The following is an 11,892-nucleotide window of genomic DNA, read 5'->3' on the forward strand; positions in this document are numbered from 1 at the left end:
ATGTGGCTTCAAAGTCTCACATTGAATGGACTACCCTTTGATTGCAGGAGAGGATTTCCTTGGATAGCACGCCAAATGGTCTTGAACTCACAGGTAAAATCCTAATTGCCATGCCGGGTATGGGAGACCCTCAGTTCGCGCATTCCGTTGTTTATCTTTGCGCGCATAGCAACGATGGCGCGATGGGTTTAATAGTAAACAAGACGATGGGCAAAATGAAATTTGCCGATCTTTTGGATCAACTCTCTATTCAGCAAGCCATACACAGCAGAAAAATGCCGTTGTATTTTGGCGGGCCGGTAGAAGGTGGTCGTGGTTTTGTTCTTCATTCATCTGAATACACGTCGCAAATATCTACACTGCGCGTTGATGATGATTTTGCCATGACTGCAACTTTGGACGTTATCGAAGAGATGGCCGAAGGTGCAGGGCCAGACAAAGCTCTATTGGCACTTGGTTATAGCGGTTGGGGTCCAGGCCAACTCGAAGAAGAAATCGGCCAAAATGGGTGGCTGATCTGTGATGCGGGACTCGAATTGGTATTTGACTTGCAGGACGATAAAAAATGGGAGGCTGCGTTGAATTCGCTTGGAATTGATGCGCTTACATTATCTGCAAGCTCTGGGCGTGCTTAGTTTTTTGACCCAAATCTGGCTCAATCGCGCGGCGCTGCTGCCCGTTTTAGTCGATCATTGATGGCTGCACCTAAGCCATGTTGAGGGATAGGCGAAACGGCAATCGCGGTGGCTTTCATCGCGTCCAAAGCATGTAGGTGATGGAATAAATTGGCTGCTGCTTCGCGCAAATCACCCGCTTCAGATAGATTTAGGTCACAGCTTACAGGCCCGAACCCAAGCAGCAATTCACCCTCGTTCAGTGTTTCGGCATTGAGTCGAACCGATGCACCTGGTGCGTAATGAGATGTCATTTGGCCGGGGGCGATCAATGGATCAGCCGTGCTGTGACGTACCATAGTTTCTCCAAGAGCAGTTTCCAGTGCTTCAATAGGTAAACCACCGGGACGCAAAAGAGTTGGCGTTTCTGAAAGGCCGATAATTGTGCTTTCCAATCCAACGGTACAAGATCCACCGTCCAGGACCCCTTCAATTTTTCCGCCTAGGCCTACCAATACATGGTTGGCTTGCGTCGGGCTGATCTTGCCTGATGGATTGGCAGAGGGGGCAGCGATAGGTCCGCCAAATTCCGTCAACAATGCCTTGGCGACTGGATGCTCAGGTACGCGAACTGCGAGGGTTGGGAGGCCTGCCGTTACCAAAGGTGAGAGGCCAGAGTCCGGTTTGAGTGGTAATACAAGCGTCAGCGGACCCGGCCAGAAAGCACCGGCTATTCGATCTGCAGCATCATTCCACTCAACGAACTCTTGAGCACGCGTCACGTTTTCCACGTGGACGATCAAAGGGTTGAACGTTGGGCGCCCTTTGGCTTCGAAGATGCGAGCGACCGCCAAATCGTTTCGTGCGTCGGCACCCAATCCGTAAACCGTCTCTGTTGGAAAGGCGACCAGTCCTCCGGAACACCAAATTGCGCTGGCTCGGGCGTATCCCTTTGCATCAGCTTTCAGTATCTCGGTCGTAAGGTCACTCATTTGTTTGACGCCGCGTTACGATAGGCGCATCTGAAACGCCCATCTAATGTAAAGATCACAGCTGCATACAAGCCAATTGAAACATTGCCAACCGCCAAGGGTCGATCACATGCCATACCGCGCGCCGATTACCGATTTTGAATATATTTATAATAACGTCATTGATCTTGCGCAGGTCGGTGAAACTGAAAAGTTTTCGGACATTGATAGTGATACGGTTTCAGCGATTTTGACCGAGGCAGGGCGACTTGCTGAAGAGGTTCTGTATCCAGTGAATCGCAATGGTGATTTAACGCCTGCGATGCTGGAAAATGGCAAAGTTCGCAGCTCTCCCGGATTTGCCGAGGCCTTCAAAGCCATTGGTGACGGTGGTTGGGTATCAACTTCATCTGACCCTGAATATGGCGGCATGGGACTGCCATTTTCTGTGACGATGGCAGTTAGCGAAATGATGTCATCTGGATGTTTGGCCTTACAATTAAACCCACTTTTGACGATGGGCCATATCGAAGCGTTAGAGGCGCATGCTTCGGATGAAATAAAGCAAACCTACCTGCCCAAACTGAATTCTGGCCAATGGTCAGGTACGATGAACCTTACAGAGCCTCAAGCTGGTTCAGATGTCGGAGCTTTAGCTACAAAAGCAGAGCGGAATGATGACGGTTCATATGCGATTACGGGGCAAAAGATTTTTATCACTTGGGGTGATACAGATTTTTGCGACAATGTGTGCCATCTGGTCCTGGCGCGTTTACCGGATGGAGGCAAAGGCACCAAAGGTATCAGCCTCTTTATGGTGCCACGCAATATTCCCGATCAGAATGGCGAAGCGGGTGTTGCCAATAGCCTGAAAGTTGTCAGCCTAGAACATAAGCTTGGAATTCACGGTTCGCCTACTGCGGTCATGCAGTACGATGGTGCAACGGGCTGGCTGGTTGGCCAAGAACACGATGGAATGAAGTGTATGTTCACTATGATGAACAACGCGCGGCTTAGTGTGGGCGGCCAAGGTGTCGGTATGGCGGAAGCTGCCTATCAACATGCTCTTGCTTATGCGACCGAACGGAAGCAGGGCCGCACGCCGGTTGAAAACGGCACCGGTACAATCTCTGAACATGCCGACGTACGTCGCATGTTGGTCACTATGAAAGCCGAGATTTTCGCAGCGCGCGCAATTGCTTTGGATTGTGCTGTGGCTATAGATATGAGCCATGGAACAAAGTCTGCTGAATGGAAGACACGTGCAGCCTTTTTGACGCCAATCGCCAAGTCCTTTGGCACCGATGTCGGTATTCGAACTGCAGATGCAGGTGTTCAAATACATGGCGGTATGGGTTTTATCGAAGAGACTGGCGCAGCCCAATATGCGCGCGACGTCCGCATCACTTCGATTTACGAGGGCACCAATGGCATCCAATCTATGGACCTTGTTGCGCGTAAATTAATGGACGGTGGTGAGATGGCCAATGCACTGATCGACGAAATCGAGAGCTTTGCGGAAGAGGCGCGCGCGACGCGACCGCGTATGGCGGAAAGTGTCTGGCAAGCCAGCGAGACATTGCGCGAGGCTACCGAGTGGATGGTTGGTCAAGGTGACCTGAATGAACGGTTTGCGGGATCGGTCCCGTATCTAAACGGATTTGCACGTATTCTTGGTGCCCACTATCACTTGAAAGCTGCTTGTGCCGAAGGCGAAAATGGACCGAGAACGAAACTCGCACGTTTCTACATCAACCGCCTGCTACCTGAGCATACAGGTCTTTTGGCTCACGCGATGCAAGGCGCAGAAGATTTGTATGCTATGAACTTGGATGATCTAAGCAAGTGAGCGGTATCCGTTATCCGTGGGATACCCCACCCGGTGAAGGCGAAGCCATAGCAGTTGGAGAAGGCGTATTATGGATGCGTCTTCCGCTGCCAATGGCGCTGGATCACGTGAATGTCTACGCTTTGGATGATGGTGATAGTTGGACTATTGTCGACACTGGGTTCGCATCAAAACGCACTCGTACGATTTGGCAAAAGCTATTGAATGGTCCCTTGCAGGGCAAGCCAGTCAAGCGAGTGATTGTCACCCACCATCACCCTGATCACGTGGGTCTAGCGGGCTGGTTCCAAAACGAATTTGGCGCCGAGCTTTGGACAACCCGAACGGCTTGGCTATTTTCGCGCATGTTGCAGCTTGATGAACAAGCCGTGCCGCGCCAAGAGACGCTAGATTTCTATCTATCGGCTGGCATGGATGCCGAGATTTATGAAAGCCGTAAATCCGAACGTCCTTTTAATTTTGCGGATGTGGTCTACCCGATGCCTTTGGGGTTTCGCCGGATCAAACAAGGTGATGTGATTCGCGTTGGTGGCCGCAATTGGGACGTGCATATCGGTAATGGACACGCGCCAGAGCATCTGACCCTATGGTCACAGGATGACAATCTCGTGATTTCGGGCGATCAGATTTTGCCGTCAATCAGCTCAAATATAGGGGTCTATGCAACAGAACCCCAGGCCGATCCTGTTGGCGAATGGCTCGAATCCTGCGAAAGGCTTTCCGAGTTTGCACATGCTGATCAACTGGTTTTGGGCGGGCACAAGCTGCCATTTACTGGTTTGCCGACGCGGATGCGGCAGTTAATTGATAACCATCATGGTGCTTTGGGTCGCCTATTGGAATACGTTCACCAGCCTAGAACGGCGGGAGAGTGCTTTCCTCCGTTGTTTAAACGGACAATTGGTCCCGGTGAATATGGTTTAGCTTTGGTCGAAGCGATTGCTCATCTCAATCATCTGTTCCATCTTGGTAGCGTAAGCCGAGTACGTCGCGATGACGGGGCGTGGCTTTGGAAGAAAAAGGACTGAGCCATGAACGATGACATTCAAACCTCTGCTGAAGTCGAAGAAGCAGCAGCTTTACCGCGCCGGTATGAAGTTGGTGCCGATGGGGCCTGCAAAGAGGATTTGCCATCTGCAGTTGCTGCAAAGCCTGTGAAAGACAAAAGCCCTGCGGAATGGGCCTATGAGCGACTGATTCTTTATATTCAGAATTTTGAACAGCAGCTCGATAATAAACATGAAATTGCGATGGGCTTTACCGGTGGTGATGCGGGCGTCTTACGCATCGAAGGCATGGGGTTTTTTGATCCGGATATGGTGACATTTCACGGAACTGATACGGGAGGTGCGAAAACGCAATTGGTGCAACATGTTAGCCAATTGAATGTTATGCTGCGTGCTTTGCCTAAGCAGGTTGAACAAGAAGAACCAAACCGCATTGGCTTTCGTCTTGCCAAGGATCTCGAACAAAATGCGTGATTGAGTTTGGCTTAAACTTATTTGAATTAAGAGCGCGTGTTTGCTGATCACAGAGGAATTCGTGCAATTGTCGCGGAATGCCGCAGATTGGCGTGGTGACAGAGAGCGGATAATGCAGTATCCAGCGAACAAACGTGACGAAAAGGGACATCAAATGGCCGAACATGAACATGGCACTATGGACTCAAAAGTGCAGGAACAAACCTTTGTTGGTTTCATCAAGGTATCATCTTATGTAGCGACCGTTTCGGTTGTTCTGCTGATCTTTATTGGTTTGGTGAACGGCTAAACCAAAAATTGTGGGTGGCGCAAAATGAAACGACTTCTTCAAGCCTGTGCTTTGGTTATCGCTGCCGGTTCATTGGTGGCCTGTACGGTTCCAAACAAGGGCGGTAGTTCACAAGAAGAGGTCGCTCGCGCCGCTTACAAACACGATGGTGCACCAAGTATTACGCTTTTCACTATGCTCTCAAACCGGAATGGGGCAGGGGCGCATACGTCTATCATGGTGAATGGCAGCCAACGGGTAGCTTTCGATCCGGCTGGTTCGTTTCGCCATGAAAAAATCGTATCCAATAACGATACGGTCTATGGCATGACGCCATATCTGGTCGATCAATATACACGCTTTCATGCCCGCGAAACCTATCATGTGGTTATTCAAACCCTTGAAGTGTCTCCAGAAGTGGCAGAGCGGGCCTTGCAAATGGTCAGTAGCCATCCCGCTGTGTCCCAGTCCTACTGTGCAATGTCGACATCACAGCTATTGTCACAGCTTCCGGGCTTTGAGGATGTGAAACCGTCATTTTTCCCGCGTAAGCTGATGGATACTTTCACGGCCAAAGGTGCATCGTTCGAGCGGCTATACGAATACGATGATGACGATAAATCGGGTGTTCTGCGTGCGTTTACACCGGAATACCAGCGTAACTGACTAGCGCTACCCCAAAAGATATAGTCCTAGATACAAAGTCACAGCGCCACATACGATGGCGAGAAGAAAGTTCTTTGTGAAATAGCCCACCGCCAACGTCACTGCTGCCGCTGAAATGCGTGACGTATCCGTGGCCCCGTTCGTTGCAGCAGGCCACAACACCAAGGGTGCGGCTAATCCGGGTAATACGCCGACGGCTGTATAGCGCAGATGACGCAGTACCCATTCAGGCAATTCGCGGTCACCGATTAAGCCAATAAAAACAAACCTCAGGCCGAAACTTCCCGCAGCAAGACATAAGATAACCGTCCAAATTGTCACGCTATCCATCGGATCGCTCCCGTTTGCTGAACCAAAGTTCGGCGTAGGCTCCTGTCATCATGGCAAGCACTGCTGCGATGAGTAAGCCCATGTTGAATGGCACGAAGGTGAAGATAAGGGAGCCAGCCACAGATACTAATGCTGCTGCCACATGTGGTATGCTACGCAGCATTGGGCCAATCATCGCTAAAAATGTAATTGGAACCGCGAAATCTAATGCCAGTTCTGGTGGGACAGATTTACCGCCCCAAGCACCCAAAAGTGTGAATAGGTACCAGTTGGGTAATACAGGAGCAATCACGCCAAAGAAGTACGCTAGCTTTTGCTGTACTGTCATGTCCGGCTCGCGCTCAAATCGAGCAATAGAAACCGCAAAACTCTGATCCACAGTCACATAGGCTGCTAATGCGCGTTGCCACACCGGGGCGGGACCAAAGTGTGGAGCAAGGCTTGCCGAGTACATTGCCATACGTAGATTAACCGCCAAGGCCGACAGAATAACAATCAGCGTTGGAGTGTTTTCACTTAGCAATTGTACTGCTGTAAACTGTGCTGCACCTGCAACCACTGCGACTGAAAACATCAGCGTTTCAAAAACGTTTAAGCCAGCTTCGGTCGCGACGACGCCAAAGAGTGCTGCGAATGGGGCAAGGACCAAGACAAATGGCAACCCGTCGCGAAAGCCCTGCCAGAACGCCGTTTTTGTGGTGGTTATCGCCATAGCTATTGCCTAAATTCAAGAATACCCAATCGCTAACCCCCAACCTAAAGAGATGCAATTGCCAAAGTTGAACGACAAGAGCTATCTGATCGCGCCCCAGCCAGATCGCATTGGTCTTACGCGCACGATTACTGGCGTCGATCATACCGGGCTAGAAGCAGAACACTCTGTCGTCGAAGAACGTCCGTTAACAATTTTTCTGAATAAACGAGAAATCGTAACCGCGATGACGATTAGCGATTACCCGGAATATCTCGCGCTTGGGTTTCTGCGTAATCAAGGGATGTTGCGTCCCGAAGAGGACATTACTGGCGTGGATTTCGATGAGGAACTCGAAACTGTAGTTGTCCGTACGGCTCAAGAAACTGACTACGAAGATAAGCTGTCTAAGAAAACCCGCACCAGTGGCTGCGCTATTGGTACCGTATTTGGTGACATGATGGAGGGGCTGGCAGACGTTTCGCTACCTGAGGTGCCCGTCAAAGTCTCAGACCTTTACACCTTGTCCTCCAAGATTAACCGCACGCCGTCTCTCTATCTGGAAGCAGGTGCAATTCATGGCACGGTTTTGTGTCAGGGGGATCAGCCACTTGTCTATATGGAAGATGTTGGCCGCCATAATGCAGTCGATAAAATCGCGGGTTGGATGCTGCAAAGCCAAACGGATGGGGCAGATAAGATTTTGTATACGACTGGGCGATTAACCTCTGAGATGGTGATAAAATGCGCGATGATGGGAATTCCCACATTGGTGAGCCGTTCTGGCTTTACTGCATGGGGTGTCGACATCGCGCGACAGGTCGGGTTGACTTTGATTGGCCGGCTCAAAGGGCAGCGTTTCGTTTGTCTTTCTGGTGAAGGACGGCTCATCCGCGATGCGAAAGCCGCGGCATTTCCAGAAGAAGATCCTAGGCAGCAACGTAAAGGTAGCAAAACATGACGCGGCCACTTGGGGTGATATTAGCCGGCGGTCAGGCCACACGCATGGGCGGCGGTGACAAAGGTCGGCTAGGCTTGGGCAACGGACATACTTTGTTTGACGAAGTAATCCAGCGCCTTGGTACTCAGGTCGATGCAATGGCCATCAACGCGAATGGGGATGCCAGCCGGTTTGCTGACCTTGGTTTGCCAGTGCTCCAAGATTCCATCTCAGAGTTCCCTGGACCACTCGCCGGAGTATTGGCCGGGCTGGACTGGGCAGCAGAGCAGGGCGCCAATTCGATTGTGAGCGTTGCAGCAGATACGCCTTTTTTCCCGCGCGATTTGGTTCAACGCTTTATGGAGGCGTCTGAGGATAGAGAGCCTCAGCTATCGTTAGCCTCTTCTTTTGATGTGCATGGAAAGCTTTGGCGGCAGCCCACATTCGGCTTATGGCCTGTCGCACTGCGCGATGACTTGCGCGCCTCGCTTAAAAACGGCCTACGCAAGGTGGTTGTTTGGACAGATCAACACAACGCTAGAGAGGTCGTTTTCAAATCCCAACTCTTTGATCCGTTTTTCAATGTGAATACGCCAGAAGGTCTCAGGAAAGCGCAAGATTTGATGCGAGATGCGCTATGAAAGTGTTCGGTGTTACGGGCCTAAAGAATGCCGGGAAAACCGGCCTTGTCGAGCGGTTGGTAACAGCCATTTCAGTTCGGGGTTATTCCGTGTCTACGATCAAACGCACGCACCACAACGTTGATTTGGACGTCGAGGGTACCGACAGTTTTCGCCATCGTGCGGCAGGGGCTTTAGAGGTGATGCTAGCCTCGGACGCGCGCTACATCATTCAGAAAGAATACGAGGTGGGCAAGTCACCAGACCTTTCAGAACTTCTGGAACGGTTAGCGCCTGTTGATCTGGTGTTAGTTGAGGGCTTCAAATCCGCAGCCCATCCAAAAATTGAATGTTATAGGCATGAAACCGGAAATAGGCAGCTATATCCTGACAACAAAACCATTGTGGCGATTGCAACTGATACGCCGCTGGGGTCCTTGCTACCAGAATTCGATCTTGATGACACAGAGGCCATTGCAGACTTCATCCTGACATCTGTGAACCTTTCAGCGTAGGCGACACCATGAATAAGAAGCCCATTTCGCCTCCTGAGTTGAAAAATGACTGTTTCGCTTTGCCTGCAGGCGTATCTTGGACGCCAGTTTCAGAGGCTCACACTCTATTGCAAGAACGCTTGTCGGCAATTGCTGCAACTGAAACGGTTCTAATAACCGAAAGCTTAGGTCGCATATTAGCAAAGCCAGTGGTCGCTCTACGAAGCAACCCGCCGAGCCCTAATAGCGCTGTAGATGGGTATGCCATTCGCGGCGCAGATTTTGGTGATGGACCGCATATCGTTCCCTGCGTGAAAGGACGCTCTGCGGCAGGGCAGCCTTATTCTGGCTCCGTTCCTAAGGGGCATGCGGTTCGCATCTTAACAGGTGCCACGATGCCTGACGGCGTCGATACCGTCATTCTGCAAGAAGACGTGACCGCAACAGAAGGTCAAATCGCCTTTCATGGTCCCCTAAAGATTGGATCAAACGCGCGCGAGGCGGGCGAGGACGTGCTCGCCGGAGATGTAATTTTACGGCAATCGCGTGTTGTGACGCCCGCTGATCTCGCCGTTTTGGCAGCGTCAGGCATCAGTGAAGTCACTGCGTATAAGCCATTGCGCGTAGGGGTCTTGTCAACGGGCGACGAGTTGGTCGAAGCGGGTGACACTGCCACGGGTGACCAAATCTATGACGCCAACCGACCGATGCTTTTAGCCATGTTGCATCAATTGGGATACATTCCCATAGACCTTGGACGCGCGCCGGATGATCGTGAGCATATTCGCAATACGCTGAATGAAGCAGCAACAAATGTTGACGTTATTCTCACCTCTGGTGGAGCGTCGGCTGGCGACGAGGATCACATGTCAGCTTTGTTGAGTGAAAACGGCGGCCTGATGCAGTGGCGTATGGCGATTAAGCCCGGACGCCCACTTGCATTGGCAATGTGGCAAGGCGTGCCAATCTTTGGCTTACCGGGCAATCCTGTTGCAGCAATGGTCTGTACATTGGTTTTCGCACGACCGGCTTTGGCTTTGCTATCTGGTCAAGGATGGTTTTGGCCTGAAGGAACAATGCTGCCAGCAAGTTTCTCAAAGTTCAAAAAAGCCGGACGCCGCGAATATTTGCGTGCACGTGTCAACGACGGGAAAGTCGAGGTCTTTCAATCGGAAGGGTCCGGCAGAATTTCGGGCCTAAGCTGGGCTGATGGTCTTGTTGAATTGCCAGATGAAGCCGCCGAAATAACGCCCGGTACGCAGGTGCGTTACATGTCATTTACTGATTTCGGCCTTTAGGCACAGGAATTAACACGCGTATTAAAATGAAAAAAAACGGCCCGAAGACCGCTTTTTCCTGAACCTTACTGAATTCTAATTAGTCGAAAATCCCCGCGACCCGCCCAACAAGCATAAAGGCCCGCGCAGTTCGCGTTTCAGATAACGCCGTAATATCCGTATCCGTTGCGGATTTTTCGAACTCAACAAAAGTCTTATCAAACCGACGTAGGAAATGATGCGCCGCATCCCGAAAGATCGGGTCTTGCTTCATTCGTCCTGCAGTCAGCGCGAGCGAAGACCGGTCTCGCACACCGCCCAAAGCCGCGATCTCGCGGCCACGAATGCCTTCTGCAAACTGACGCCAGATTTCTGGGCGCGCCAAGTCAGGGCGTAGATCATCCATGTAAATGCCGTCTTGGCTGAGCAAGGTCAGCACATCTTGCGCTGCTTGGATCAATTGGCTGGCCTGACGATCACGCAACGCTTTACGTAGAGCGTTAAACCCTTCTTGGTCCTCAGCGGTTTCGGGGAAATGCATTGCCCTAATCAAGTCTGCGTTGCTGAGCGGAGGGTCCATCGCCTCGGCTGGTGTACCCAGTGCGAGAAGTCCTTGGTCCTCTTCATCAACAACGCCCACTGCAGGTGTATCTGCCGCGGCTCGCGCCGCTTGTGTTTCCCGCGTGGTGGAGAACATGGCGATTGCTGTCTCTGTCTTGCGTTGGGCCGCAGCAATTTCATCCAATTTCTTGGCAATGCTTGGCTCAATGCTGGCGCGACCCGTCCCTTGGGCTTGCGCCATATAGCTCTGGCGCAACGCTTCTACGGCAGCATTCAGGCGATGGCCTTCTTCGCGCATCACACGGCTGGATCGCGCTGCCATTGCGGCAACCCAAATCATGGCAACTGGCATAAAGATCGCCAGCATAGTCATCATAAATTGTAGACTATCTAAGCCGTCAGTCGCGGGTTCCAATACTAGAAAAAAGATCACAGCAGCCAAAAGCCATAACAGGCTTAGGGCCACAGCAATCACTTCGATCCCTGTCACCTCTCGGGATCGGGGCCGATCATACAAACCGATTGGTGTCGGTTTACTGTCACTCTCGTCAACCATGCACAACTCCGCCCTTGGGCGTTATTTATAAGAGATTTCTACGACTTCGTAGCTTCTAACGCCACCAGGAGTACGCACTTCTACGCTGTCGCCTTCTTCCTTGCCAATCAAAGCCCGTGCAATCGGTGATTTGATATTCAGCTGGCCTTTTTCCACATTGGCTTCATATTCGCCAACAATCTGCCAAGTTTTCTCTTCGTCCGTGTCTTCGTCCGCCAAAGTAACGGTTGCGCCAAATTTGACGCTGCCGGAGAGGCTGGCAGGATCAATGATATCGGACAAAGAAAGAATGCCCTCTAATTCTTTGATGCGGCCTTCAATAAAGCCCTGCTTTTCGCGTGCAGAATGATACTCAGCGTTCTCTTTGAGGTCGCCCAATTCACGCGCCTCTGCAATCGCCTTAATGATTGCAGGACGTTCATCAACCTTCAGTGTTTTCAGTTCTGCCTCAAGCCGGGTGAAACCCACGCGAGTCATCGGGATCTTTTCCATCTATGGTTCCCCAAGTTTCTTGTATTATTTAGGGCAGCTATACCCAACCCATGTTTGTCGACGGTTGAATTACCTGACCTAA

15 protein-coding genes are annotated in these 11,892 nt (G+C 51.2%); 10 read left to right on the forward strand and 5 right to left on the reverse strand.

From position 1 onward, the window contains the following. Positions 1-59 precede the first annotated feature (59 nt). Positions 60-635 (forward strand): YqgE/AlgH family protein, encoded by a 576-nt coding sequence (locus Q4544_RS04025; RefSeq protein WP_303504198.1) that lies wholly within the window; start codon positions 60-62, stop codon positions 633-635. A gap of 20 nt (positions 636-655) precedes the next feature. On the opposite strand, the gene Q4544_RS04030 is transcribed toward Q4544_RS04025, so the two are convergent. Then, positions 656-1,606: an L-threonylcarbamoyladenylate synthase gene (locus Q4544_RS04030; protein WP_303504199.1), complete on the reverse strand. Its 951-nt coding sequence runs from the start codon at positions 1,604-1,606 to the stop codon at positions 656-658. Positions 1,607-1,715: 109 nt separating this feature from the next. Between Q4544_RS04030 and Q4544_RS04035 the strand changes: the two genes are divergently transcribed. The 5 genes from Q4544_RS04035 to Q4544_RS04055 are packed head-to-tail and all read left to right on the forward strand — an operon-like array spanning position 1,716 to position 5,849. Next, positions 1,716-3,434 (forward strand): acyl-CoA dehydrogenase, encoded by a 1,719-nt coding sequence (locus Q4544_RS04035; protein ID WP_303504200.1) that lies wholly within the window; start codon positions 1,716-1,718, stop codon positions 3,432-3,434. After that, on the forward strand, positions 3,431-4,462 hold the full coding sequence (locus Q4544_RS04040) for an MBL fold metallo-hydrolase (protein ID WP_303504201.1): 1,032 nt from the start codon (positions 3,431-3,433) through the stop codon (positions 4,460-4,462). Before Q4544_RS04035 ends, Q4544_RS04040 begins: the two co-directional genes overlap by 4 nt. Before the next feature lie 3 nt (positions 4,463-4,465). Continuing rightward, the gene (locus Q4544_RS04045; RefSeq protein ID WP_303504202.1) at positions 4,466-4,915 is read left to right on the forward strand and encodes a DUF6173 family protein; all 450 of its coding nucleotides are present in this window, start codon (positions 4,466-4,468) and stop codon (positions 4,913-4,915) included. 40 nt (positions 4,916-4,955) lie between these two features. Beyond that, positions 4,956-5,204, forward strand: a complete 249-nt coding sequence (locus tag Q4544_RS04050) for an aa3-type cytochrome c oxidase subunit IV (protein WP_303504203.1) — start codon at positions 4,956-4,958, stop codon at positions 5,202-5,204. Positions 5,205-5,228: 24 nt separating this feature from the next. After that, positions 5,229-5,849, forward strand: a complete 621-nt coding sequence (locus Q4544_RS04055) for a hypothetical protein (protein WP_303504204.1) — start codon at positions 5,229-5,231, stop codon at positions 5,847-5,849. Between the two features lie 6 nt (positions 5,850-5,855). On the opposite strand, the gene Q4544_RS04060 is transcribed toward Q4544_RS04055, so the two are convergent. Continuing rightward, complete coding sequence (locus Q4544_RS04060) at positions 5,856-6,179, reverse strand: AzlD domain-containing protein (protein ID WP_303504205.1); 324 nt, start codon at positions 6,177-6,179, stop codon at positions 5,856-5,858. Further along, positions 6,172-6,891, reverse strand: a complete 720-nt coding sequence (locus tag Q4544_RS04065) for an AzlC family ABC transporter permease (RefSeq protein ID WP_303504206.1) — start codon at positions 6,889-6,891, stop codon at positions 6,172-6,174. The genes Q4544_RS04060 and Q4544_RS04065 overlap by 8 nt, the downstream gene beginning before the upstream one ends. Positions 6,892-6,943: 52 nt before the next feature. Here Q4544_RS04065 and Q4544_RS04070 point away from each other — a divergent pair, with 52 nt between their 5' ends. From Q4544_RS04070 to glp, 4 genes are read left to right on the forward strand one after another with little or no spacing between them, the layout of a single operon-like run. After that, positions 6,944-7,831 carry a formate dehydrogenase accessory sulfurtransferase FdhD gene (locus Q4544_RS04070; protein ID WP_303504207.1) on the forward strand — a complete coding sequence of 296 codons (888 nt, stop codon included), beginning with the start codon at positions 6,944-6,946 and terminating at the stop codon, positions 7,829-7,831. Continuing rightward, positions 7,828-8,451, forward strand: a complete 624-nt coding sequence (gene mobA, locus Q4544_RS04075) for a molybdenum cofactor guanylyltransferase MobA (protein ID WP_303504208.1) — start codon at positions 7,828-7,830, stop codon at positions 8,449-8,451. The genes Q4544_RS04070 and mobA overlap by 4 nt, the downstream gene beginning before the upstream one ends. After that, on the forward strand, positions 8,448-8,945 hold the full coding sequence (gene mobB, locus Q4544_RS04080) for a molybdopterin-guanine dinucleotide biosynthesis protein B (RefSeq protein ID WP_303504209.1): 498 nt from the start codon (positions 8,448-8,450) through the stop codon (positions 8,943-8,945). The genes mobA and mobB overlap by 4 nt, the downstream gene beginning before the upstream one ends. Before the next feature lie 8 nt (positions 8,946-8,953). Further along, the gene (gene glp / locus Q4544_RS04085; RefSeq protein ID WP_303504210.1) at positions 8,954-10,222 is read left to right on the forward strand and encodes a gephyrin-like molybdotransferase Glp; all 1,269 of its coding nucleotides are present in this window, start codon (positions 8,954-8,956) and stop codon (positions 10,220-10,222) included. 79 nt (positions 10,223-10,301) lie between these two features. Here glp and Q4544_RS04090 read toward each other — a convergent pair whose 3' ends face one another. Both Q4544_RS04090 and greA read right to left on the reverse strand, forming a co-directional pair. Further along, a complete protein-coding gene (locus Q4544_RS04090) occupies positions 10,302-11,318 on the reverse strand; it encodes a hypothetical protein (RefSeq protein ID WP_303504211.1) in 1,017 nt (338 codons plus the stop codon). A 21-nt stretch (positions 11,319-11,339) separates the two neighbouring features. Then, positions 11,340-11,810, reverse strand: coding sequence for a transcription elongation factor GreA (greA, locus tag Q4544_RS04095; protein ID WP_303504212.1), 471 nt, complete (start codon positions 11,808-11,810; stop codon positions 11,340-11,342). Positions 11,811-11,892 lie beyond the last annotated feature (82 nt).

The organism is Cognatishimia sp. 1_MG-2023 (genome assembly GCF_030548175.1).
GTDB lineage: Bacteria > Pseudomonadota > Alphaproteobacteria > Rhodobacterales > Rhodobacteraceae > Cognatishimia.

Coding starts and splice junctions, on each gene's coding strand:
- Q4544_RS04030 (WP_303504199.1), bottom strand. CDS start 1,606: ATGAGTGACCTTACGACCGAGATACTGAAAGCTGATGCAAAGGGATAC.
- Q4544_RS04035 (WP_303504200.1), top strand. CDS start 1,716: ATGCCATACCGCGCGCCGATTACCGATTTTGAATATATTTATAATAAC.
- Q4544_RS04045 (WP_303504202.1), top strand. CDS start 4,466: ATGAACGATGACATTCAAACCTCTGCTGAAGTCGAAGAAGCAGCAGCT.
- Q4544_RS04055 (WP_303504204.1), top strand. CDS start 5,229: ATGAAACGACTTCTTCAAGCCTGTGCTTTGGTTATCGCTGCCGGTTCA.
- Q4544_RS04060 (WP_303504205.1), bottom strand. CDS start 6,179: ATGGATAGCGTGACAATTTGGACGGTTATCTTATGTCTTGCTGCGGGA.
- Q4544_RS04065 (WP_303504206.1), bottom strand. CDS start 6,891: ATGGCGATAACCACCACAAAAACGGCGTTCTGGCAGGGCTTTCGCGAC.
- Q4544_RS04070 (WP_303504207.1), top strand. CDS start 6,944: ATGCAATTGCCAAAGTTGAACGACAAGAGCTATCTGATCGCGCCCCAG.
- mobA (WP_303504208.1), top strand. CDS start 7,828: ATGACGCGGCCACTTGGGGTGATATTAGCCGGCGGTCAGGCCACACGC.
- mobB (WP_303504209.1), top strand. CDS start 8,448: ATGAAAGTGTTCGGTGTTACGGGCCTAAAGAATGCCGGGAAAACCGGC.
- glp (WP_303504210.1), top strand. CDS start 8,954: ATGAATAAGAAGCCCATTTCGCCTCCTGAGTTGAAAAATGACTGTTTC.
- Q4544_RS04090 (WP_303504211.1), bottom strand. CDS start 11,318: ATGGTTGACGAGAGTGACAGTAAACCGACACCAATCGGTTTGTATGAT.
- greA (WP_303504212.1), bottom strand. CDS start 11,810: ATGGAAAAGATCCCGATGACTCGCGTGGGTTTCACCCGGCTTGAGGCA.